At 66.3% G+C, this 21,999-nt stretch carries 23 protein-coding genes and 2 pseudogenes; 10 read left to right on the top strand and 15 right to left on the bottom strand.

Going from position 1 to position 21,999, the window contains the following annotated elements; genetic code table 11:
- Positions 1 to 22 precede the first annotated feature (22 nt).
- Positions 23 to 490 (bottom strand): MmcQ/YjbR family DNA-binding protein, encoded by a 468-nt coding sequence (locus tag HNR09_RS08295; protein ID WP_343047490.1) that lies wholly within the window; start codon positions 488 to 490, stop codon positions 23 to 25.
- 145 nt (positions 491 to 635) lie between these two features.
- On the opposite strand from HNR09_RS08295, the gene HNR09_RS08300 reads away from it, so the two are divergent.
- The 5 genes and pseudogenes from HNR09_RS08300 (at position 636) to HNR09_RS08320 (ending at position 3,141) form a co-directional block, all read left to right on the top strand.
- Positions 636 to 1,022, top strand: coding sequence for a VOC family protein (locus HNR09_RS08300; RefSeq protein ID WP_179541607.1), 387 nt, complete (start codon positions 636 to 638; stop codon positions 1,020 to 1,022).
- A gap of 26 nt (positions 1,023 to 1,048) precedes the next feature.
- The gene (locus HNR09_RS08305; RefSeq protein ID WP_179543104.1) at positions 1,049 to 1,501 is read left to right on the top strand and encodes a helix-turn-helix transcriptional regulator; all 453 of its coding nucleotides are present in this window, start codon (positions 1,049 to 1,051) and stop codon (positions 1,499 to 1,501) included.
- Positions 1,432 to 1,680, top strand: a pseudogene (locus HNR09_RS08310) (VOC family protein); the annotation flags it as partial. The gene HNR09_RS08305 and the pseudogene HNR09_RS08310, both read left to right, overlap by 70 nt.
- A 60-nt stretch (positions 1,681 to 1,740) precedes the next feature.
- Entirely contained in the window at positions 1,741 to 2,136 is a 396-nt protein-coding gene (locus tag HNR09_RS08315) for a VOC family protein (protein WP_179541608.1), read from the top strand.
- A 102-nt stretch (positions 2,137 to 2,238) separates the two neighbouring features.
- Positions 2,239 to 3,141 (top strand): ATP-grasp domain-containing protein, encoded by a 903-nt coding sequence (locus tag HNR09_RS08320; RefSeq protein WP_179541609.1) that lies wholly within the window; start codon positions 2,239 to 2,241, stop codon positions 3,139 to 3,141.
- Between the two features lie 90 nt (positions 3,142 to 3,231).
- Here HNR09_RS08320 and HNR09_RS08325 read toward each other — a convergent pair whose 3' ends face one another.
- Genes HNR09_RS08325 through HNR09_RS08335 form a run of 3 tightly spaced genes read right to left on the bottom strand, consistent with a single transcriptional unit; the run spans position 3,232 to position 6,824 of the window.
- Entirely contained in the window at positions 3,232 to 4,515 is a 1,284-nt protein-coding gene (locus HNR09_RS08325) for an ABC transporter substrate-binding protein (protein WP_179541610.1), read from the bottom strand.
- Positions 4,516 to 4,575: 60 nt separating this feature from the next.
- Positions 4,576 to 5,670, bottom strand: a complete 1,095-nt coding sequence (locus HNR09_RS08330; RefSeq protein ID WP_179541611.1) for a Gfo/Idh/MocA family protein — start codon at positions 5,668 to 5,670, stop codon at positions 4,576 to 4,578.
- The gene (locus HNR09_RS08335) at positions 5,667 to 6,824 is read right to left on the bottom strand and encodes a Gfo/Idh/MocA family oxidoreductase (protein ID WP_179541612.1); all 1,158 of its coding nucleotides are present in this window, start codon (positions 6,822 to 6,824) and stop codon (positions 5,667 to 5,669) included. The genes HNR09_RS08330 and HNR09_RS08335 overlap by 4 nt, the downstream gene beginning before the upstream one ends.
- Before the next feature lie 466 nt (positions 6,825 to 7,290).
- Here HNR09_RS08335 and HNR09_RS08340 point away from each other — a divergent pair, with 466 nt between their 5' ends.
- A complete protein-coding gene (locus HNR09_RS08340; protein ID WP_179541613.1) occupies positions 7,291 to 8,349 on the top strand; it encodes a LacI family DNA-binding transcriptional regulator in 1,059 nt (352 codons plus the stop codon).
- A 49-nt stretch (positions 8,350 to 8,398) separates the two neighbouring features.
- Here HNR09_RS08340 and HNR09_RS08345 read toward each other — a convergent pair whose 3' ends face one another.
- Positions 8,399 to 11,062, bottom strand: a complete 2,664-nt coding sequence (locus HNR09_RS08345) for an aminotransferase class I/II-fold pyridoxal phosphate-dependent enzyme (protein ID WP_246348763.1) — start codon at positions 11,060 to 11,062, stop codon at positions 8,399 to 8,401.
- Positions 11,063 to 12,453: 1,391 nt separating this feature from the next.
- Positions 12,454 to 12,609: pseudogene (locus tag HNR09_RS16580) on the bottom strand (DapH/DapD/GlmU-related protein); the annotation flags it as partial.
- Between the two features lie 983 nt (positions 12,610 to 13,592).
- Here HNR09_RS16580 and HNR09_RS08355 point away from each other — a divergent pair.
- Together HNR09_RS08355 and HNR09_RS08360 are read left to right on the top strand one after the other, a co-directional pair.
- The gene (locus tag HNR09_RS08355; protein WP_179541615.1) at positions 13,593 to 13,787 is read left to right on the top strand and encodes a hypothetical protein; all 195 of its coding nucleotides are present in this window, start codon (positions 13,593 to 13,595) and stop codon (positions 13,785 to 13,787) included.
- Positions 13,771 to 14,502 carry a hypothetical protein gene (locus HNR09_RS08360; protein WP_179541616.1) on the top strand — a complete coding sequence of 244 codons (732 nt, stop codon included), beginning with the start codon at positions 13,771 to 13,773 and terminating at the stop codon, positions 14,500 to 14,502. Before HNR09_RS08355 ends, HNR09_RS08360 begins: the two co-directional genes overlap by 17 nt.
- 375 nt (positions 14,503 to 14,877) lie before the next feature.
- Here the strand turns inward: HNR09_RS08360 and HNR09_RS08365 are convergent, their stop codons facing one another.
- The 9 genes from HNR09_RS08365 to HNR09_RS16135 form a co-directional block, all read right to left on the bottom strand.
- Complete coding sequence (locus tag HNR09_RS08365) at positions 14,878 to 16,104, bottom strand: phage major capsid protein (RefSeq protein ID WP_179541617.1); 1,227 nt, start codon at positions 16,102 to 16,104, stop codon at positions 14,878 to 14,880.
- A gap of 197 nt (positions 16,105 to 16,301) precedes the next feature.
- Entirely contained in the window at positions 16,302 to 16,562 is a 261-nt protein-coding gene (locus HNR09_RS08370) for a hypothetical protein (protein WP_179541618.1), read from the bottom strand.
- Between the two features lie 16 nt (positions 16,563 to 16,578).
- Positions 16,579 to 17,034, bottom strand: a complete 456-nt coding sequence (locus HNR09_RS08375) for a BRO-N domain-containing protein (RefSeq protein WP_179541619.1) — start codon at positions 17,032 to 17,034, stop codon at positions 16,579 to 16,581.
- A complete protein-coding gene (locus HNR09_RS08380; protein WP_179541620.1) occupies positions 17,034 to 17,309 on the bottom strand; it encodes a hypothetical protein in 276 nt (91 codons plus the stop codon). Before HNR09_RS08380 ends, HNR09_RS08375 begins: the two co-directional genes overlap by 1 nt.
- A gap of 155 nt (positions 17,310 to 17,464) precedes the next feature.
- Positions 17,465 to 18,565, bottom strand: a complete 1,101-nt coding sequence (locus HNR09_RS08385) for an AAA family ATPase (protein ID WP_179541621.1) — start codon at positions 18,563 to 18,565, stop codon at positions 17,465 to 17,467.
- Complete coding sequence (locus HNR09_RS08390) at positions 18,562 to 18,816, bottom strand: hypothetical protein (RefSeq protein WP_179541622.1); 255 nt, start codon at positions 18,814 to 18,816, stop codon at positions 18,562 to 18,564. Before HNR09_RS08390 ends, HNR09_RS08385 begins: the two co-directional genes overlap by 4 nt.
- On the bottom strand, positions 18,816 to 19,034 hold the full coding sequence (locus tag HNR09_RS08395) for a hypothetical protein (RefSeq protein ID WP_179541623.1): 219 nt from the start codon (positions 19,032 to 19,034) through the stop codon (positions 18,816 to 18,818). Before HNR09_RS08395 ends, HNR09_RS08390 begins: the two co-directional genes overlap by 1 nt.
- Complete coding sequence (locus tag HNR09_RS08400; RefSeq protein WP_179541624.1) at positions 19,031 to 19,804, bottom strand: hypothetical protein; 774 nt, start codon at positions 19,802 to 19,804, stop codon at positions 19,031 to 19,033. Before HNR09_RS08400 ends, HNR09_RS08395 begins: the two co-directional genes overlap by 4 nt.
- Positions 19,801 to 20,055, bottom strand: coding sequence for a helix-turn-helix transcriptional regulator (locus tag HNR09_RS16135; RefSeq protein ID WP_246348765.1), 255 nt, complete (start codon positions 20,053 to 20,055; stop codon positions 19,801 to 19,803). Before HNR09_RS16135 ends, HNR09_RS08400 begins: the two co-directional genes overlap by 4 nt.
- 91 nt (positions 20,056 to 20,146) lie before the next feature.
- On the opposite strand from HNR09_RS16135, the gene HNR09_RS08410 reads away from it, so the two are divergent.
- Entirely contained in the window at positions 20,147 to 20,809 is a 663-nt protein-coding gene (locus tag HNR09_RS08410) for a helix-turn-helix transcriptional regulator (RefSeq protein WP_179541625.1), read from the top strand.
- On the top strand, positions 20,809 to 21,993 hold the full coding sequence (locus HNR09_RS08415) for a tyrosine-type recombinase/integrase (protein WP_179541626.1): 1,185 nt from the start codon (positions 20,809 to 20,811) through the stop codon (positions 21,991 to 21,993). Before HNR09_RS08410 ends, HNR09_RS08415 begins: the two co-directional genes overlap by 1 nt.
- The last annotated feature ends 6 nt before the right edge of the window (positions 21,994 to 21,999 follow it).

The raw sequence follows: 21,999 nt of genomic DNA on the forward strand, positions 1-21,999 counted from the left end.
ACCAACTCGCCGTCGGCCATGGTCAGCCGGGATCGCGACGCCGGGTCTGGAACTCCTCGGCGAGGTCCGCGGGCGCGCAGGCGAACCAGGCATCCTCGAGCGCCACACGCAGGTCGTCAGGATCGATCGTCTCCAGCTGGATCAGCACGGAGGGGTGGCCGTCGAAATGCGGGGTGCTGAACAGGCCCGGAACCCCCGAGGCGAGGACGGCGTCCTTCTCGTCGAGGTCCTCCACGCGGACGGCCAGAATGGGGCCCGAGGGCGGCGTCTCGTCGCCGAACCGCCGGATGTCGGCCTGGGTGAACGGCCGCTCCCAGGCGAAGGCCGCGTTCAGCACGGACCACTTGGGGTGGCCGCGGTAGGTGCCCTCGACGACGTCGGGGAGCGTCGAGGCCAGGCTGCGGACGTCGTCGACGGTGGGCGCCACCGGGATCACCTTCTGCGGGTGCCGTGAGGGGTCAGGGGCGGGCGGCACCGTGGTCTGCAGCACCGTGGCCCGCAGCGTCAGAATACCGGGGTTCGGGCGCGGATCAGCAGGGGAGGCGGCCTGTTCCCTGGGGACGTTCTGCGTGGCAGGATGCTGGGAGATCGGCCCGGCAGCTCCGGGCCCTGACAGGAGAAGGCAGGTGCGGCCCGTGGCATGTCGTATCGGAGAGCTGGTGCTTCAGTCCCGCGACCCGGAGGCGCTCGCGCAGTTCTGGTGCGAGGTGCTGGATTTCGTGGTCCTGGACCGCGAGGGTGACGGCAGCATCGAGATCGGTGCTCGCGACGGATTCGGCGGCGCCCAGCCCACTCTCATCCTGAGCCCCTATGCGGCGCCGGAGCAGGCCCGGCCGCGGCTGCACATCGACCTCAACGCCACCGACCGGGACCAGGCCGCCGAACTGGAGCGGCTGCTGGCGATAGGAGCCCGCCCGGCCGACGTCGGCCAGTCCGGTGAGGAACCCTGGCACGTCCTGCAGGACCCGGAGGGCAACGAGTTCTGCCTGCTGCGCGCCCGGATCTCCCCGGTCCCCTCGTGACCGGCCGCCGCGCCACCTTGGTGCTGATGCGCCAGGTCCGGGACAGGACCGATCGCGAGTACGCCCAGCCCCTCGACGTCGAGAGCCTGGCCCGTGGGGTGCACCTCTCGGCTGGGCACCTGAGCCGGCAGTTCCGCCTCGCCTACGGGGAATCCCCGTACTCGTACCTGATGACCCGCCGGGTGGAGCGAGCCATGACGCTGCTGCGCCGTGGGGATCGCAGCGTCACTGACGCCTGCTTCGAGGTGGGGTTCTCCTCCCTGGGAACGTTCTCCACGCGCTTCACCGAGCTGGTGGGAATGCCGCCCAGCGAGTACCGACGGCGGGCCGCCGAGTCTCTGCGCGGAGTGCCTGCCTGTGTGGCGAAGCAGATCAGCCGGCCACGTCGCCGACCCGTCAGGAACCGAGAAGCCTGCTGCACCCGCCCGCTGTGGACCCCGGCATCACCGATGAGGAGCGGGAGGCCATCCTCTCGCTGATGAGCAAAGGCAGCTTCACCGCGCTGACCGTGGCCACCGATGACCTCGACGGGCCCTTCGAGTCCATGTCCACCGCCGGAGCCGACGTCGTCCAAGAGCCCATCGACCAGGACGATGGGGTGCGCGACTGCGCGTTCCGGGACCCGGCCGGCAACCTGCTGCGCATCAATCAGCGCTGAGCACCACGCTCCGGCCGGGAGCCCACGGCTCGGTGCGTGCGGACGTGGCATCATGCCCCCATGAGTTTCATACAGCAGATCGTGGTGCTGGATGCGGCCGACGTCGAGGCGGTCGCCTCCTTCTGGGCAGGCGTCCACGGCGGGACCGTGCGGCGCCCTGACCCCGACTGGTACGAGGTGGAGGTCGACGGTACGTTCCCGCTCGCGGTCCAGCATGCGCCGGACCATGTGCGCCCACAATGGCCCGACGGGCGGCCGCAGCAGATCCACCTGGACCTCTACGTAGAGGACATCCGGGCCGAGCATGAGCGGGTCATGGCCCTGGGAGCGGAGCTGCTGCAGTCCGCCGAGGATCTCGACGCGGAGACCGGGTTCCAGGTCTACGCCGATCCGGCCGGGCATCCCTTCTGCCTGTGCTGGGGCTGGAACGCCTGGCGGGCGGAGATGGACGGCTGAGCGACCCCGGGGTCCGGGGAACCGACGTGCTGCCGTTGTATCGTCGAGGGGCCCGGCAGGCGCACGCCGCCGTGGCTTCCCGAGGATCAGCGGAGGTGGAGCGTGACCGCACATGTCGGCGTCGTCGTGACCGACGAATACCTGCCCGGGGCTGAGGATCCGGACACCCCGGTGCTGCTGCCGGCCATGCGCGCGGCAGGGCTGAAGGCCACCCCGGTCGTGTGGCATGCCCACACCCCCGGCGACGGCGACTACGACCTGCTGGTGCTGCGCAGCCCTTGGGACTACCCGTGGCGCGAGGCGGAGTTTCGGGCCTGGCTCACCGAGGCTCACCGGCATGTGCCGGTGCTGAACACCCCGGCGCTGGTGGACTGGAACCTCGACAAGGTCTACCTGCGGGACCTGGAGGCGCACGGCGTGAGCACCGTGCCGACCCGGTGGGCGACCACCGAGGAACAGCTGCGAGCCGCGTTGGACACCCACGGGGACGACTGGGTGGTCCTCAAGCCCACCGTCTCCGCCGGCGCCCTGCACACCGGGCTGCTGCGGGCGTCCAGCGAGGAAGCGACGGATCTGGGGCGGCGGATCCTCGCCGAGGGCCGGATGATCATGGTCCAGCCCGAGGTGCCGGAACTCTCCGCCGGTGCGGAGAAGGCGCTGTACTTCATCGACGGCCAGCACACCCACACCATCTCCAAGGGCGCGATCCTCGCCCGCGGCGGCGGACTGGCCGGCGGCGAATACTCCGAGGACCCGCAGCCGGTGACCGCCACCGCCGCGGAGGCCGCCTTTGCGGAGTCCGTCATGGCCGCCATCGACGCCGCCTCCGGGGCCGAGCCCCCGCTCTACGCCCGGATCGATCTGGTCACCAGCGCCGAATGGGGGATCGTGCTGCTGGAGGCCGAGCTGTTCGAACCGGCGCTGAACCTGCACAGGGTGCCCGAGGCGGCGACGGCGCTCGCCGCTGCGATCGTGCAGCGGGTGGGGGCGCGTACAGGAGGCTGAGACGCAGGGCGGCCGGGGCGGAGACAGCCCGGAGTGTGTGGGCAGTCCACAACACTGTGTGCTCGCACCAGGTAGAGAGTCGGCACAAGGTCAGGAGAGTGCGGCCTCCAGCTCGGATCGGAACTTCGCAGCCCCCTCTTCAGGGGTGATCTGTTCGAAGAGCACCTCTGAATTGACACGTTGCATGATCTCCGCCGCTGCGCTGGCCCCCTGAGGCATGACCGCTGCGGCATCGACGATCTCATCAGAAAGGTCCGTCACAAAGTCGGCTGCCACCTGGTCAACGGTGTCCAGCTCAGCGACGACCGCCTCTCGCACGTTCGCGTTCCCGGGCAGCCCGAGTTCTGAGAGGAAGATCTCGCCGACGCGAGTGTCATTGATCATGAAGTCGATGAACTGTGCGGCTTCGGCCTGGTGGTCGCTCGTCTCAGCTGCCGCCAGATACATGCCGGGTTTGAAGTACATACCTGCTTGGTCGAACTCGGATTCGCCCGGAATGCGCAACAAGGTCAGGTGGGTTCCGGTCGCTTCGGAGAGCACCTCCAGCTGCGCGGACCAGGTCAGCGACATCGCGGCCTCCCCCGTGGCGATCGGAGAGTCGAGCAGGTCCAATGCCAAGCCTTGATCTGCCGATGGCTGGCCACCGGACTCTTGCAGGTCAAGAGAGCGTTGGAACCATTCCTCGAGGAGCTCGTCCTCGTACCCTAGGGTCCCGTCTTCTGTGAACAGCGCCTGGCCGTGCTGGCGGGCATAGACGCGGAATCCGACCTCGGCGAACGAATAGTCGCTGGTGCCGAAGGCCTGGCCGTCCAAGCCGTCTGAGAGCGCGTTGGAGACGTCTACGTACTCCTCCCAGGTCCACGTCGAATCATCCGGCATCGGGACGCCCGCGTCTTCGAACATGTCTGGGTTCGCGACCACGGAGAAGACATTGGACCCGGTGGGGTAGCCGTACTGTGCGCCGTCGATCTCGCCGCTGCTCAGTAGGTGGGCGTCGACGTCGTCTGTGGGGACGCTCCCGGACAGGTCTGCGAGGACGCCGCGACTGGCATATTCGCCGATGTATCGGTCTTCCTGCATCATGATGTCTGGTATGTCGCCACCGGCCACCACCGTCGCCAGGCGGTCCCAATAACCGTCCCAGTCGTTGACCTCAGGTCTCACGTCGATGCCTGGGTTCTCGTCCTCGAAGATATCGATCGCCTCTTGGAAGCGGTCTGCGCGATCGGCGGTTCCCCAGAAGGCGAACCGGAGCTCGACGTCCCCACCTTCCTCAGGTGAGGCGTCGCCGCCACATGCGGTGAGGGTCAGGGCCAGCACTGTGGCGGCGGCGAGTGCTGCTGGTGGTTGTGAGGAGCTGCGTGTGTTGCTCATGATGGGTGTTCCTCCTGCGACGTGATGGCGGTTCCGAAGTCTGTGTGGTCAAGGCGAGTGTCAGGCTGGGGCACCTCCTTCACGGGGTGTGAGATCCACGGCGGTGCCCTGCGCGGTGATGGCGAGCTCGATGGATCTGAAGGCGTGATGCTGCGTCATGGCGTTCTCGGTGCGCTGGAGGCAGTCGAGGATGAGACGCGCGAAGTAGGGGAAGCCGACCTGCCCTGTGACCTGGAAATGTCGTTCGCCTCCTGCATTGGCCAGGTAGAGGTGCCCGGGGCCCTCGTCCGTGCCGAGATTCATGTACTTGCGCAGCTCGATGAAGCCCTCGGTGCCGAGGATGAACGTGCGCCCGTCTCCCCAGGACTGGAGTCCGCCGGGGGTGAACCAGTCACAGCGGATGTAGCCGGTGGCTCCGGTGTTCGTGACGAGGTTCGCTTCTCCGAAGTCGTCCAGCCCCGGGTGCTCCGGGTTGGCGTAGTTGGCGATGCTGCTGTGTGCCACGTCGGCGTCCGTGGACCTCGTGTAGTGGAGGACCTGGTCCACGTTGTGGCTTCCGATGTCGGTCAGAATTCCGCCGTACTTCTCCTTGTCCCAGAACCAGTCGGGCCGGTTGGCGGGGTTGAGGCGGTGTGGGCCGAAGCACGTGACCTGCAGGACCCGGCCGATGGCCCCTCGTTCGACGAGCTGCTCCGCAAAGACGGCAGCCTCCACGTGAATGCGTTCCGAGTAGTAGACCGCGTACTTGCGTCCTGTCCGTTCGACGGCGGCACGTGCCTGGCCGAGCTGGTCCAGCGTGGTCAGGGGCGCCTTGTCGGCAAAGTAGTCTTTGCCGGCCTCCATGGCGCGCAGGCCGATCGCGCAACGTTCCGAGGTGACTGCGGCGCTCGCCACCAGGTGCACCGCCGGGTCGTTCAGCACTTCGTCTTCGGAGCGCGCCACCTGGGCCTGCGGGAACGTCCGGCGGAAGTCGTCGGCGCGGCCCTCGTCGGTGTCATAGACCCATTTGAGGGTTGCGCCGGCGTCGATCAGGCCCGAGCACATGCCGTAGATGTGCGCGTGGTCGAGCCCGACGGCGGCGATGATGAATTCGTCCTCGGCGACTACGGGTTGCGGTTTGTCCTCCGGGGTGTGCTCGACGGTCGTATGGCTCATGACGCGGCCACAGCCTGGGGAGTGGTGTTGAAGGCACGGATGGAGGCGCTCTTCGTGTAGAAGCGAGGTGCTCGTTCAAGGAGCGCGCCGTCCTTCGCGAAGGGGTCCTCCGCAGCGAGAGGGAGGTCAATGGCGCGGCGTTCGATGCCTGCGGCATAGATCGCGGTGATCACCTCGATCGTGAGGCGGCCGTCATGACCGTCGACGGCTGGGCGAGTGCCGGTCTCGACAGCCGTGAGGAAGTCGTCGATCTGCCCTCGGTGGAGGGTGTGGGCAAGCGGAGGCACCGCATCGCGGACGGCGTCGACCTCCGCGACACGGTGGGGATCACCGCCGTCTTCGCCGAATCCATGGGGCTGGGTGACTTCGGCGATGGCTTCGCCGGAGAGGCTGTAGCTGGCATCTCGACCCTGGACGGTGATGCCAGCACGTTCACCATGGTCGACGACGGAGCTCGTCACCGTCGCAAGGGCCCGCCGGTACTGGAAGACCGCGACGGAGAGGTCCTCAATCTCCGCGTTCTCGTGAGCGACGTTGGCCAGGACTGCGGTGACGGATTCGGGCCGTCCGAGCAGCCACAGGAGCAGGTCGATGTGGTGCACGGCGTGGTTGAGGGTGCAACCTCCGCCCTCCGTCTCCCATGTCCCGCGCCACCACAGGTCGTAGTAGGGCAGGCCGCGCCACCAGGAGGAGTCCACGACGACGCGGGTCACGTCGCCGAGGAGTCCGGAGTCCAGGACGGAGCGCAGTTGTGCGACGTCGTCCCGATAGCGGTTCTGTGCCACTGAGGCGAAGACTGCGTCGCTGGACTGCTCCGCGGCGAGGATCCGATCGCAGGCATCCAGAGAAGGGGCCATGGGCTTCTCGCACAGGACATTCACCCCGGCCTGCAGGCAGGCCACTGAGAGCGGCTCATGCGTCGAGGGCGGCGTGCAGATGCTGGCGACGTCCACCGACTCGCCGGCCCCGAGCATCTCCTCGACCGTCGTGTAGACCCTCGCATCGAACAGTCCGAACTCATCTCGACGAGTTCGGGCGTTGTCCGTCGAGACATCGACGAAGGCGATGATCTCGCAGCGCTCCGGGAAGTCCTGATACGCCTGAATGTGCAGTGCAGAGATGCTTCCGGAGCCGATGATCGCGACTTTGAGCACGTGTTTCTCCTCTGTGGATGAGTGGTTGTCGGGTGCCGCTGCCGCCAGCGAGGTCCATGGGGCCGTGGTTTTTCTGGTGAATCATGAGGGTCGGAGGACAGAGGCAGTGGTGTCCGAGCTGTGCGCCACGGTGTATCGGAGGCGCTCACCACGGCAGACTGTGCGTTGCGCATGAGCTCCGCTGGCCAGCGATGAAGGCCGTCGTCGCTCCGTCCGTCGGCGGCCTGTGGGGACCACGCCGTCGTTGTCCGCTCGAACCTGTCACGGCGATTCGTGAACGTTCACTTTTTGTGGCTTAGACTTCCTAAAGTGGAGATCCAAGAGAAAGTGAACGTTCACGAAATGTGATGACACGCACACTACGAGCGTGGATGGAGCTGTGTCAATAGTTTGGTCGGATTCCTATCGGTGTCCCACACAGGTCTCCTATCCGCTACGGTCAGCAAGAGAGCAGTCAGGAGGCGCCATGGCCCGGCAGGATCCCCACCCACAGACGTACCGTGCGACCAGTGCGCAGCGCCGCCCCACGCTCCACCAGGTCGCCAAGCGCGCTGGTGTCTCGCACCAGACGGTGTCGCGATTTCTGCATGGCGACCCCGGAATGAAGCCCGCAACAATCGAGCGCCTTCGTGAGGCCGTCGATGCCCTCGGGTATCGCCCGGACTTCGCCGCCCAGACTCTGCGTACGGGCCGGTCCAGTGTCGTCACGGCGATCCTTCCGGGCTCCGTCACCGGATTTCCCACGTCCACCCTTGCAGCCGCGGCCGAAGTCGCAGGGGAGGCTGGATATCACATGGAGGTGGCCGTGGTCGCCGGTCCATCCACGGTGCGTGCCCAGCGCGCTGCCGAGCTGCTTGCGTCCGGTCGCAGCGAGGGTGTGTTGTTCCTCGGCGATTCTCCGGACGGAGGTGTCCCTGCCGGGTACGGCAGCGGCGCCTTCGTGGTGTTCGACCAGTTCGACGACAAGCTCCGTGGGGTCGGACAGCTGGCTGACGCGACCCCAGTCGCGGATGCGATCTCGGGCCTCGCCGAGATGGGCCATCGACGCTTTCTCCATGTCGCAGGGCCGCAGGACTTCGTCTCGGCTCGCGCCCGCCGCGAGACCTTTCTCGCCACCATCGCTGAACACGCGGCCGACATCGAGGGACTTGAGAGTGCGGGCGTGATCGTCGGCGACTGGAGCGCTCAGTCAGGATACGACGCTGTCGCTCAGCGTCAGGAGATTGATTTCACCGCGATCATCGCGGCCAATGATGTAGTGGCCACCGGTGCGGTCCGAGCGCTTGCTGAGCGCGGTCTCCGTGTGCCGGGTGACGTCAGCATCGTCGGGTGGGAGGACCGCGAGATGGGACGGTTCATGAGCCCCAGCCTGTCCACTGTGGCCGTGGACCGTCGGGCTCAGGGCAGAGCGGCGATGCTTCGTCTGATCGCGTTGTTGCGCGGTGAGGAAGCTGAGCAGGCCGACGTGCCGGTGACTCGGCTGATCTGGCGTGAGAGCACCGGCCGTGCACCGAAGTTTCCGTGATTGGGCTTCCGACTCGCTGCGCCGGAACGCACCGCTTCTGCCAGCCTCGTCAAGATCTGGTCTCGGTGAAGATCCTGTACCCCCGGCGAGGGTCGTAGCCGTGGATCTCGCGGGTGCTGAGCACGGCCATGAAGTCGAGCACCCCTGAGGTGATGACCTGCCCGGGCACCAGCACGGGGAAGCCGGGCGGGTAGGGGGTGACGAAGCCGGCGGAGACGGGCTGCTCACCGGCGGCGACGCGCGCGCGGAGCTCCTCAGGGAGGACATGTTCGATGTTCTTCCGCTGCTGACCGTGGAAGAACGCGGTGCGCATGTCGCCGTCGGGGAGCACGTCATCGGTGGCATAGCCGGGCGAGAAGGCGCTGAAATCGGGCAGCGGAGGCATGGGCGCCTCGAGGGGGAGGCGGTCCTCGGGATGGCGCTGCGACTGCTCGTCCTCGAAGCGTTCGGCCAGCTTGACCAGCACCTCGATGAGGTAGGCGATGGCGCTGCGGGAGGTGCCGATGTTGGTCATGAAGAGCACCGTGTTGCCGCTGGTCTTGTTCACCTGGATGCCATAGCGGTCCATGAGGTGTTCATGCTTGAAGGTGTCGCCGTCCACGCCGGTGCGGCTGATCTCGATGGTGATCCGGCTGGGGTCCACGACGAACTCGTCCTGCGCCCAGGCCTTCCACATGGTGGCCAGGCCGTGGCGCAGCGGCATCGGCCGCCCCACGCCACGGTGATCAGCAGGGATGAGGTCGTGTGCGGTGAGCACGCGGAAGGTGCGGCGCAGCAGCGGGTGGCGGGCGATGGCCTGGGCGAGGCTGGCCGCCAGGTCGAGCTGGCGCTGCACGAGTTCGAAGCCTTCGAGCTCGACCTGGCGGCGTCCGATGTCGAGGGAGGACAGGATCTGGTAGTTGGGCGAGGTGGAGGTGTGCGTCATGTACGCCTCGTGGAAGGGCTCCTCGGCCTCTCTCCTCCACTCCTGATCGTAGACGTGGATCATCGATCCCTGCCGCAGCGCGGTGAGCGTCTTGTGGGTGGAGTGGGTGGCGTAGACGCGGATGCGGGCGTCGGGGCTCGGGATCAGCCGCTCCTCGAGCCACACCGCGTCGGGGGCAGGGTTTCCATCGGCGTCGCGCAGCCGCTCCTGCTGGGCGTGGTGTGCGGCGGCATGCGCGGGAGTCTTCAATCGCTGCTCGAGGTTCTTCGCGGCCGCCATCGCGGTGCGGCGCCGCGTCACGGGGTGGAAGGCGGCGAAGGCGAACCACGCCTCGTCCCAGAGGAACACGAGGTCGGGCTTGATCGCGAGGCACTCGGCCATGACCCGCTCCGGGTCGTAGACGATGCCGTCGAAGGTGCAGTTGGTGAGGGTCACCATGCGCACCTCGTCGAGCCGGCCGGCGGCTCGGTAGTCGAGCAGCATCTGTTTGATGCGGTCCAGCGGTACGGCCCCGTAGAACGCGAAGTCATTGAGCGGATACGCCTCGAGGTAGGCCGGCCGCGCGCCGGTGAGCATGACGGCGTGGTGGTGCGACTTGTGGCAGTTGCGGTCGACCATCACGACGTCGTCGGGTGCGACGAGAGCCTGGTGCACGATCTTGTTCGCCGTGGAGGTGCCGTTCGTCACGAAGAACGTGTGCTTGGCGCCGAATGCGCGGGCCGCGAGGTCCTGGGCCTTCTTGATGGTCCCGGTGGGTGCGAGCAGCGAGTCGAGGCCACCCGAGGTGGCGCTCGTCTCGGCGAGCAGGAGGTTGAGGCCGTAGAAGTCGACGAGGTCCCTGATCCACTTCGAGGACACTACTGATCCGCCGCGAGCTACCGGCAGTGCGTGGAACACGCCCACCGGGCGCCGCGCGTGACCCTGGATGGCCGTGAAGAACGGTGTGTCATAGAGGTGGGAGACCCGGCGCAGCAGGGAGAGGTGCAGCTCGAGCTGATCCTCACGCCAGAAGACGCGACGGAATCGACGGGTGAGGGCGCCGGCGAGGTCCTCGATGTGGGCACCGGCCATGAGGTAGAGGTCCAGCTCGGGGCGGATCGCGGCCAGCGTGTCGGCCAGCCCCAGCACCCGCTGCACTGAGGCGAGCGAGCTGCGCGCCGACGCCGACGCCTCCGCCACCTGGGCGCGCGCGAGGTGGATGGACTCGCGCAGGTCCCGGCTGAGCGGCTGGTGTGTGTGGTCACTGAAGCCCGGGCGCACCACACAGGCGAGGATGTTCGGGTTCGTGAGCACTGCGGCGACCGCGTCGTCTGCCGAGGGGACGACCACGAACTCGTAGATGAACGCGTCGGCCGGTGCGCGCAGGCGCAGACCGTCGGCCCGCATCGTGTCCCGGTCGGCCGCGGTGGTCTCGTCGATCACCAGCACCTCGAACCGCGGACGTGGGTCAGAGTCGGCCGAGAGCTCCGTGCGCTCCTGCTCCTCGAGGTGCTCGTCGCGCGGCTCATCGGGGACGGTGTCGCCGCGCAGCCGGTGGACCACCCGGCCGATGCGGTCCAGGGCGGTCCGGTAGTCGCCGGCCTCGAGCAGATCTCCGATGTCTCGCACGTAGCGCTGCCCGAAGCCGGCCCAGTACATCTCGATGGTCTCCAGCGCACGCAGCGAGCGGTGGATCTCACTGTCGGACGCCAGGACCTCCACGGCGTCGCTGCCCAGCGCCAGGCGTTTGACCGCGAACCGGAGGTACTCCCACGCGTCGCTGCGCAGCCGCCAGGTGCTCGCAGGCATCCCTGGATCGCGTTCCAGTGCAGCCGACCAGGGTGCCGGGGCGAGGGCCTCAGTGCCGGAGGTGGCGTGAGGACCGGAGTCCTGAGAGTTCTGGGGTGCGGGGTGGTCAGCGCCATTGCTGATCATGATCAGGGGAGTGTCCTTCCAAGCGTCGGTCATCCGCCAACGGGTGTGTGCCTCGATGATAGAGGCCAGGACGTCACAGGCATGTTGCAGGGACCCATGAACGTGACGGTTCAGCCGACCTGCTGGGATGGCTGCGGCTGCGACGCCGGCTCGGGACGGTGGACCCCGCGAGGTCGGTAGTCGAGGCTCGCTGAGACTCCAGCCAGGTCAGCCAAGAACCAGACGATGGCGAGCCACATCTCTGTGCCCTGGAGACTGACTGACGTGTCTTGTGTGCCGACCGTTCGGGGGTGGGGCGCACGAAAACTGAACCCTGAAGCGCCCGAGGCCTGGGATGAGCCGTCTCCTTCGATCCACTGCCCGAGAGTGTCGGGCAACCAGGCCTGCGCCAGCTCGGTGATGTCTGACTCACGATGGCCCGTGTACTGGGAGGCCAGCCACAGGGGGTGGGCGACGTCGAGCACGTTGCATGCTGTTCGCCGGTCCGGTCTGAACCACCGGGGATCCTCGGCATGGCGCAGGACGGTGTCGATGACTCGCTCAGGGTGGGGGACAGGGACACCGAACTGCGCGAAAGTTCCTCGGGTCGTGCGGTAGTAGCCGTTGACGATCTGGAGAAGTCCGTCGCCAGCCCGCGGAGACCCCCACATGCCTGTCACAGGATCGACGTGACGCATCAGCCAGCCGATCACTGTCTCGATCTGTCCTTCTGACGTGTGAGGGCTGCGTGCGCTGTTCCAATGGATCGCAGTGGCCAGGATGTCTGTCCTGTCGCCAGCGCCCCATACCTCCGACGTCCATGGCAGGCGTTCCAAGGAGTTCACCACGTCTGCGGGACCTTGCCTGGACACCATGGTGATCGGGTGAGCGAATGCACTGCCGAGGAGGTCCAGCGCGTAGCCGGTGGAGAGTACGTGATAAGCCGTCTGAGCGTCGGCGTCCTCATGAGGTGGTGCGACGGGGGCGCCATCTGCAGACAAGGCACAGATCATGCCTGTGGAGGAGTCCTGCAATGATCGGAGCTGCTCGACGAGTTCCTCGCGTGGCAGCTGTGGGGGCGAGTCCCCGAGGAGTAGATCCGCGATCTCGATCGCATCTCCCTGAGCCCGTGTAGTCGGAGCTCCAGAGGGGTGGCTGGTGAAGAGACCGAGCTCAGGCGACCAATGAGACTCCAGGAGGGGCCGGGCGCTGCGTCGCGCGTCGTCCGCGAAGCGCTCCAGCCGGGAAGCCAGGCTTGTGCCATGGGCAAGGGGGCCGGGCCGGGTTCGATACCTGATCACTCTGGCGGGATTGCCTCCGACCACGGCGCCGGAGGGGACGTCCTTCGTCACGACAGATCCTGCGCCGATGACAGACTTGGAACCTACCGTGATGCCGTCGAGCAGGACGGCGTTGGAACCGATCCATACGTCATCGCCGATGGTGATGCCCTGGCTCGTCAGCGGCTGACGGAAGATCTCGATGTCCGGGTCGCTCATCGAGTGGTTGAAACCCAAGATTGAGGTGTGTGCGCCGATCCTGACGCCGTCGCCGGCGCGGACGTCTCCTCTGACGACGGTGTACACGTTCACCGAGCAGTGCCGCCCGAACGTCACGTCACCGGTCACGTAGGCTCCGGCCGCAATGTAGCTGTGGTCCCCCATGTCCAGGCTGTCCACGTCGACGCAGGCCATCTCGGAGACGAAACATGAGTCTCCGAACCGCGCTCCGGTCTCTTCGAGAAGGCGCAGGTGCTCCTCCTGAGCGGCCCGCTGCCCGGAGCTCAGCTCGGCTCCGGCTTTCCACGGGGAGTAGTCGACATCCTGTGAGGGCCTTCGTCCCGACTGGCTCATGGCCTGATCCTCTCGTGTATCGCCCACCAGCTGAAGGCCTGCTCATACTCTGAGACCATCGTGTCTGCTGAACGGAAAGGTGAGATCAGGTCTGGCCCGCCCGGGGGGGCTGGCCCGTGCGACCTGCGGCTCTGGCGAACGAGGAAAACCCCCGGCCAGAATCGATCTGACCAGGGGTTTCAATGGTGGGCCCTGCGGGGCTCGAACCCGCGACCAGCGGATTAAAAGTCCGATGAGCCTGTGCGGCTGATGTGCCCGTTCGAGTATCATCCCAGGTCAGGCCTGTTGAGGGTGTTGGCTGGATCCGGCTGAATCGAGCGTCGGCCGAGTTTCCTGCGTACTGACTGCGTACTGAGAGGCCGTCTCGGACTTGTCACCCCTCGCCGCTACGATGACCACCGAGGCCCCTGGATAGTGACTGCATCCAGAGGCGTCAGCTCGTCGGATTCATATCGTGAGGTCATGGCGCGCACTCGTGACGAAAAAAATGAAGTCACAGAGTGTCGGCTCTGGGGGAGAGGCTCAGGCGCATGGGATACTCTCTCAACGGGTTCAGGAGAGGAGCCGGAGTTATGTCTGCAGGTCTCATTGACCGCGTGACCGACGAGCAGCTTCACGCGGAACGCACTGAGCTACTGGCGCGAATCGGCATGTCGGAGGAAGAGTTGATTCGTCGAGGTGACGCCTGGACGCTTGCGACAGAGGAGCAGTGGCAAGCCCTCAGCCGTCTTGAGAACATTCGCTTCCTTCTTGAGCTGGATGACTGAAGGTGGCGAGCCCGCCTCTCTCTGGGAGGAGGCGCACTCTTTCGCAGAGCGTCTGAACTACCTTGTCGCAGGAGTCCTTGTTGGAGATCTCCCACAGTTTCGCGCCGAGGAACACCACGAGCGGCTGGTCGTCGTGTCGACTGGGACCGAGGCGTTTCGGCTGCGCAGGAGTCTCAGCGATGCTCAGTTTGCGCTCTTGGATGTGAGCTTTCATTGCGTCTGGAACAGCTCCAAGTCATTTCTTGGGATCCACAAGTCAACATTCAAGCTACGTGGCCCCGACGGCGGGCATCCGGTCTTTCACATGGACTATCTTCGTCGTCCCCACAGCCGGAGCGTTCCAGTCGCTCACTACAATGTCTCGTCACAGCACCCCGTCGTTCGTGAAATGGTCGATCCGGCCGGGGCGGCTGATGATCCGGAGTCCACGCGAAAGATTCACATCCCAGTGGGCGGCCATCGATTCAGGCCAACTCTGGAGGATGTTCTTCAGATGCTCATCACGGACTTCAACGTTGAGTGTAAGCCAGGTTGGAGAGGCAGCATCGAAGAGGGGCGAGGGATCTTCAGGGAAACACAAACGGCTGCGGCAGTTCTTGATCATCCCCAGAAAGCTGCCGAGGAACTTCGTCGTCAGGGTTTCTCGGTGGAGTGGACCGGCCCTCCGAAGGAACAGCCCGTCGATATTAGGGCGGAGAGTTTCTACCGGTACTAAAGTGCCTATGGCCCGGGGCGGATGAGGCTCTGCTTTCTGGAGTCGCCTCAGCGCCTTCACTTCGTTCTCAATAAGTCTTGACGCCGGGGGAGAGAATCGGCTATCACGCGCACGCATGCGCGACCCCCCTTAGGGTCGCTCAGGGGAGAGGCCGCTAAACCCCCGCTGTTGCCGCCCCCTTGGTCCTCAGAGTTATGACCCGCCCCTGTCTCCGTGGTCGCCGAGTGATGCTGTCAGCGCATCGGATGCCCCGTGATTCCAGGGATCGGGCCAGATTTCTGGGCAGATTAATGCGAACGGCGGAGGTTCCAGAGACACTGCGGGCCGGACCCCAGCTTGATGCTGGAGCCCGGCCCGTGTGCGCGCTCAGGGTGATCAGGCCTCGCTGCGTGCGCCGGGCCGGATGGTGACGGCCTTAGGCTCCAGGGGCTCGATGCCGTACCGGGCGATCACTCGGGCGGCGACCTGGTCAGAGTCGAAGAGGTAGTCCTCAGAGAACTTCACTTCGAGCTTCTTCCGCTCGCCGACTGCGATGCGGGACATGTCGGAGAGGATCACCGGAGAGGTGTCACTGCTGCCGCCAGTGGTCTCGTCGGTTGCTAGCCGGGAGGAGGTGCGGACCCGGATTCCGAAGAGCTGCTTGCGGGCATCCATCCCCGGCGATGGCGAGAGCTGGTAGCGCTGGTCCCCATCCTTCAGCGTCCGGATCTGGTTCCAGATGCTGGGGTGCATGAACCACACCAGGGAGCCGATTTCCTCGCTGTTGCCGGTGTCGAGCTCCAGGGCGGTTTCTGCTTCGCCGAGCATGTCAGCCAGCTCGTCGAGGGTGGGCGCGCCACCGTCTGTGCCGCCGAAGGGGTCGAGCTCGTTGACGTCGGCGAAGTTGCGGATGCCGGTCATGTTGGAGCCGCTGCCGTCTCCGACGAGCAACTGGCGGTCGAGTTCCCCGACGAAGGTGCGTTCCATGTCGGTCTGCACCACACTGCGGACCTCGGGAGCGGAGTCGTCCAGGGCCTCAGCGTTGACGTAGGCCAGGGCTGCGAGCTTGGAGGGCTCAAGCCGGATGCTCTCGGTGCTGGGGTCCGAGGTCGGGATGGATTCGCCCTCGGCCACGGTGGCGACCGAGACGGAGCCGGTCAGCTTCGGGATGTCGAGGGTGGCGCCCTCCATCGGGAAGATGGTGGGGCCGGACTGCAGCACCACGGAGCGGGCTCGAATCCGGTCGTACCAGGTATCTGCCTGGTGGTCGGGGATCAGGGCCTCAGCGGAGGCGGTGGAGGTGGCCCGCATGTGTCGGTATTCCCGCAGCGTCGGCAGCCACATGTCGGTGTCGCGCTGCCCGCTGCCGGGGCCGCCGAAGGTGATCCCGTCGGGGCTTTCGGGGTGGGGGATTGGCTTGGCGGTCGCCAGGTCTCGGGCTTCGAGGATTTCGGCGCGCTCGATCTGCTCAGTGAGCTTGTCGAAGCGCTTGGCGTCCTCCTGGTACTGCGCGGCCTCGGAGGGGGTGAGGTCACGGCTGGCGCGCTCGGCGGTCTTCATGGTGCCCTTCAGTCCTTCGAGGATGGCGGCGCGCTGCTGGCGGAGTTCAATTGCAGTAGGCATGATGATGCGTCTCCTTCAGACGGTTGATGAGCGCACGGATTCAGTGCGCTGGATCGACGTGACGGAGGTCGACAACCCCGGCGAGGGGTCGGACTCTCGGTCATGGCCCCGGCGAGGGGCCTTCATCTGAGGGACGCTGCGAACGTCGCCAGAGCTTGCGGGGCACTGTCCTCTATCTGCAATGATACTACGATTCATCAGGTATTTGCATCCTTCGCGTTGCTGAGATTGACGCGTGCTTCGCACATCAGTGTCCCGCCGGCGTCGAGTTCGGCCTCGATGGTGTCGCGGGCGTAGACCTCGATGAGGTCGCCCTGTCGGGCATAGGCGATGGAGGCCACCGGTTCCCCGTTGTCGAGTCGTTCGTTGATCGACTCGAGGACGAGCTCGCCGAGGCGCAGCGTCTGCATTGTGGTCAGCCCGTCGATGGCCTGGTCTCCGAGAACGTCGTCTGTCATGGTCTGGTCCTCCTTGTCAGGATGGTTCGTGTTCTGTGATCACGTCGGCAATGCCGCGAAGGTGGGCGATGGTTGCTCGGGCTTGCTGCAGCTCGTCCTGGGCGGCGCGTGCCTTGAGTCGGTAGCGGCGGGCCTCGCGTCGTAGCCCGTAGATGGTGGTCTGGGCCTTGTGGAGTCGGTGGGTGAGCTCGCGGCCGTAGTCCTTGGCGGCGGCGTTCTGCTCGGCGTCGAGCACGAGGCCGGACTCGCTGATGATGTAGGTCGACTGCTCTCGTCCAAGCGAGTCGGTGACGTGAGTAGTACTCACCTCATCCTCGTCCAGCGAGTCGGTGACCGGAACAGTATTCCGCCCGTCTCGTCGTCGTCCGCCGTGCTGGGCGGCCTCCAAGTCGTCCCTGGGGGTCTCGGAGGGCAGGGGCTCCTCGGGGTCACCGCTGGCGCTGCTGGTGGTGTAGACGGTCGTGGCGGTCATCAGGGGGCCTCCTGTGTGGCGTCGGTGCGGCTGCGCTGCTGAATCTCGCGGTACAGGCGATTGGCGGTCGCGCCGGGGTCGAGGTGCTGCCATATGGCGATGAGGTTCGCGGTGCGCTGCTCATAGGCGAGGGCCATCGCGGCCTCGGCTTGCATCAGGGCGGGGAGCTCTACCGGGTCCAGGTCGAGGTCGATCAGGCCGACGTTCTTGCGGAGGGCCTTCACGTTGTCGTCGAAGGGGTTGCCGGGTAGGTGCTCGGGGGTGCTCGGGTTCACTCGGGGCCTCCTGTGATCGGTGCGGGGGTGCTGTGTGCTGGTGTTCCCTGTTCCCCGGACATAGGGGTGGGGAACGGGAACAGTGCCGTCATGCGACGCCCTGCGAGGTGTTCCCTGTTCCCCGGACATAGGGGTGGGGAACGGGAACAGTGCCGTCATGCGACGCCCTGCGAGGTGTTCCCTGTTCCCCGGACATAGGGGTGGGGAACGGGAACAGTGCCGTGTTCCTGTTCCCCGGGAACGCTGGGGGAACGGGAACGGGCGTCTGCTCCGGTGTCGATCTGGGATCGGTAGACCCGGAGCACATCGGCGGCCCGGTCTGTGCGCCAGTGCATCCGCTCCTTCACATCGCGGACGCTCGACGGCGGCGGGTCCAGTCGCGCCAGGGCGTCCAGATCCTCGGCGGGGACTGCTGCGGGTTTACGCTCCCCGGCCTCGGCCGCGTAGACGATACATGTGCCGTCCTGGTGCATCACGAAGGTTCCTGCCAGCGGTTCACGCTCCCCGGTCGGCGAGTTGGCCCGCAGACCGCCGTGCCGGTCCTTATAGATCGACACGTACGCGGAGCCGCCAGAACCGGGAGTGAATGGCTCCTTGACGGTGACCTGCAGCATCACGCCTCCGGCGGCGCGGCGCTTGGCGGCGGTGCCGGTCGGTCCCTTGTCGCCTCCGTGCTTGGAGACGTGATCGACGGCGATCACACACGCCCCCGACATCGCTAGGGGTTTCAGTACGGCCGCGTTGGCGAGCGTGAAGTCATCCGGGCTGTTCGAGTTCAGGGCCATCGCTGGCAACAGCTCGCCGATGCTGTCGAGCACCACCACATCCGCGCCCCACTGCGATAGGTCCATCACCACGGACTGCAGCTCGGCCCGGTCGTCAGGTTCGGCGTACCTGAATCGGTCCAGGCTGGTCAGCTCGTCGGGCTCGGCTCCGATAGCCAGCAGCTTGGAGACGATGCCTGCCATGGAGTTGTGGTCCAGGTCGATCACTGCGGCCCGTCCGCCGCCCCTGATCGTCCTCAGGGCCGCGTGCAGCGCGATGGTGGTCTTGCCGGACTCGGGCTCACCGAAGACGACGTTGACCTGCCCTCGGTAGAACAGTCCCGTGCCGTCGGTGCGAGGCAGAATCTCCGGGGCCGGAGGGTCGGGCATTCCTGCGGCCAGGAACGCCCCCACGTCGCCGTAGAGGCTCCTGTTCCCGTTCCCGCCCCCTGTGTCTGGGGAACGGGGAACGCTGGTGTTGTCCTCGCTCATGCGGCCTCCTGTCGTCCGGCCTGCCGTGCCCTCAGGGCTCGGCGACGCTTGATCATCTCGTCAGCGGGGAAGGGGTTCAGGTGGGCCTGCTCGGCCTGGTACGCCAGTTGCTCGTCGGTGAGCTGTGCGCGGCCGAGGCGCACACCCTCGGCGACTCCGAAGTGATAGCCGGTCTGATAGATCGAGACCTCGCGCTCACTGCTCGGGGCCGGGAGCATGTAGGCGTCGGGGCTGGTGTCCTCGGGCCGCATCAGGTGTCCTCACCGGCCAGGGGCCGCAACTCGCACAGAGTGATCGTCGCCTCGCAGCCTCTGGCCTGTGCGCGCTCCACGGCGCGCTGTGCGGCCTTCAAGCTGAGGTGAATCTGCCGCCGGTACCTGGTGGTGTCGTCGTGACTGCGCACCGTGGAGACCACGGCGAAGCCGTCGACCTTCTCGCGGGCTACCAGGTCAATGTGTGCTTCGCTCATGCCGCTGCCCCCTCGGCGTTGGCGATGACCTCGGCGAGCTCGGCCGTCTCGACGCCGAGCACCTGCGCGGCCTTGAACACGTCGTCGACGGTCAGCAGCCGGTCACCCTCGGGCCGGTCATCCCACGGGCAGGAGGGCCGGGGCGCGATGATCGCTTCGAGCAGGAATGTCGGGGTGACCTCCAGGGCCTCGGCGAGCTCGACGACCTGCACGGTGCCCAGGTCGTCGTAGTGGGCGGCCAGCAGACCGCCGAGGGTCCACAGGGTCGAGCCGCCCTCGGCCAGCAGTCGGGCGTGGTCGGCTTCGATGGCCGCGTCATCGTCGGCGGCGAATCTGTCGACGGCGATGAACAGCACGTCGGCGAGGTCTTGGGCCTGCTCATGGCGCAGTTGCATCGTCACCGCGTCACCGGCGCTGGTGATTACGTCGAGCTGCACGACTCCGGGCTGTTCCGGCGAGAGGCTGCGGAGGATGAATCGGGCTTGACTGCCGGGCAGTTCGTGTGTGGTGGTGTGCTGGTCGGGGTGCTCGGTGGTGGCGATAGACTGGGACATGACAGATGCCTCCTGGTAGGTGTCTGATTCGGGGAACGGGCCGGTGACTTCTTGGCGGGAGTCCGGCCCGTTCTTTTCGTTCATGCGGGCTGTCAGCGCGTCGTGTGCGTCCTGGCCCTGCTCGCAGCGCACCGTCTCGCAGTAGAAGGGGCCGCGCTCGGAGGGGTACGCATAGAGCGCGTATCCGCAGCTCTCGCAGTGCTCGACGCGCCTCATGCCGCGCCCTCCGTCTCGACGCCGCCGACGCCCTGAGCGCGCTGGGCCTCCACATAGGCGATGACGTCGCGGGGGTCGTACTTCACTGCGCGCCCGATCTTGAAGCTGCGCGGACCTTCCCCGACGCTGCGCATATACCGGAGCGTTCCCAGAGGGATGCCGGTGTATCGAGACGTCTGCTCATACCCCCAGAGCGGTGGCGGGGCGTGGTCTTCCGGGTTGGCGATGGTGTCCTGCGCGGTAGCGTTCATGACGCCTCCTATCCGTTATGTTGTTAGCCAACAATGAAGACGATACACAACGCGTCGGGGTCACGCAACACTGTTTTGGTACCCTTCCTGTATGACCAACACAGAGGGCTCTCACGGCAACCTCGGGCCGGATGACTACTTCCGCCTGAACATGAAGTCGGAGCGGGAGCGTAAGGGCTGGAGTCAGGCGCAGTTCGCAAAGGAACTGGAAGCGTCCGGAGGGCCGACGCTCCATCAGCAGACGGTCCAGAAGATTGAATCTGGGACGCGTTCCGTAAAGCTGACCGAGGCTAGCGCGATAGCTAAATGCCTAGGTGTGAACGTCGACGACATGCTGGCGGACGTCACGGATAACGCCCTCATGGACGCCGAAGACGAGCTCGAAGAGCGCCGGAATGCCGTATATAGCGCGGTCCGACGCTACTGGGAGGCAGGGTTGGCTCATGCCATCATCCTCGACGCTTATAAGGCGGCAGGACTTGATCCCATCCACATCCACATCGGGGAGGTGCTGCCCGAGAATCTTGAGGAGGTGGCAGTACGCCAGTGGGAGTACTGGGGCAGTCTCCATGAGGTGACGAAGCAGTTGCATCGACTCAGAGCCAGGGCGGACCCCGAGATCGCCCCGTTCATTCCAGGTGCAGCGCCGCTGCAGGAGCCTGCGGGTGAGTACGTCGGTTACTTCTTCAAGACACATCCTCGGCTAACAGGCTCCAACGGGATGGTGCCGGTAGACGGCGAGTCTGGCGAATAATGCCGCAGCGTCGTAACCGCCGGGCCGGGGTCGAAGACCTCTGGCGGCTGTCTGACGGGTCACCGTCGAAGCGTGACGGCCAGGGGCTCCGGTGGCGCGCCCGATGGGTAGACCCCTCCGGGCGGGAGCGGACCAAGGCGTTCGGGCGGAAGGTGGACGCTCAACGCCACGTGGACAGTGTGACGACGGCGCTCACCACCTCTACCTACGTAGACCCGTCGGCGGGCCGGTCCACAGTCGGCGCGGCCGTCCGGCGCTACCTCGACGGCTTCACCGGCAAGCCGAAGACGGTCAGTAGCTATGAGTCCGTGGCCCGGTCCCGCATCATGCCCCGATGGGCCGATGTCCCCCTGGATGCGGTGATCCCCTCCGATATCTCCGCGTGGCTCGCAGACATGCAGCGCGGCCCCGAAGCCGTCTCAGCGGCCCGCGCCCGTCACGCTGGCCTCCTGCTCCGTCAGGCGCTCGATAGGGCGGTGGATGACCGGCTGATCCCTCTGAACCCTGCCGCCCGGGTGAAGCTGCCCAGGGCAGGGAAGAAACGCACCGGCCCCCGGCTCGGCGTTGACGAGCTTCACAAGGTTGCCGACCAGATGCCCACGGCCACGGATCGAGCTCTGTTCCTCACTCTGGCGACGGCTGGCCTCCGGTGGGGTGAAGCTGTGGCGCTGCGGGTCGGAGCTGTTGAGTTCGACCGTCAGCGGATCACGGTCAGCCGGACCTACGTGGATATCGGCGGGCGCATCACGGAGGACGTGCCGAAGTCGCACGCAGCCCGATGGGTGCCTCTGGCCCCGGCGCTGGCCGACGAGCTGCGGCCCCTCCTCGACGGCAAGCCGGACGATGCTGACGTGTTCACTGCCCCCGGTGGTGGGGTGCTGCGCTCCGGCAACTGGACCACCAGGGCACTCCGTCCAGCTCTCCGCGCCGCCGGGTGCGACGACGCCATGAGGGTCCATGATCTGCGGGGAACGTTCGCGTCCATCGCCGTCCAGGCCGGAGCCAACATCAAAGCCTTGCAGCGGGCTCTCGGCCACGAGTCAGCGACGCTGACTCTCGACACGTACGCGGACCTCTACGAGGACGACCTCACCGGGCTGGGGGAGAGGATCAACTCTGCTGCGTACTCACTGCGTACTGGCGGTCAGGAGAAAGACGAGAACCCCCGGCCAGAATCGCTCTGACCAGGG

The organism is Nesterenkonia xinjiangensis (assembly GCF_013410745.1).
GTDB classification, from domain to species: Bacteria; Actinomycetota; Actinomycetes; order Actinomycetales; family Micrococcaceae; genus Nesterenkonia; species Nesterenkonia xinjiangensis.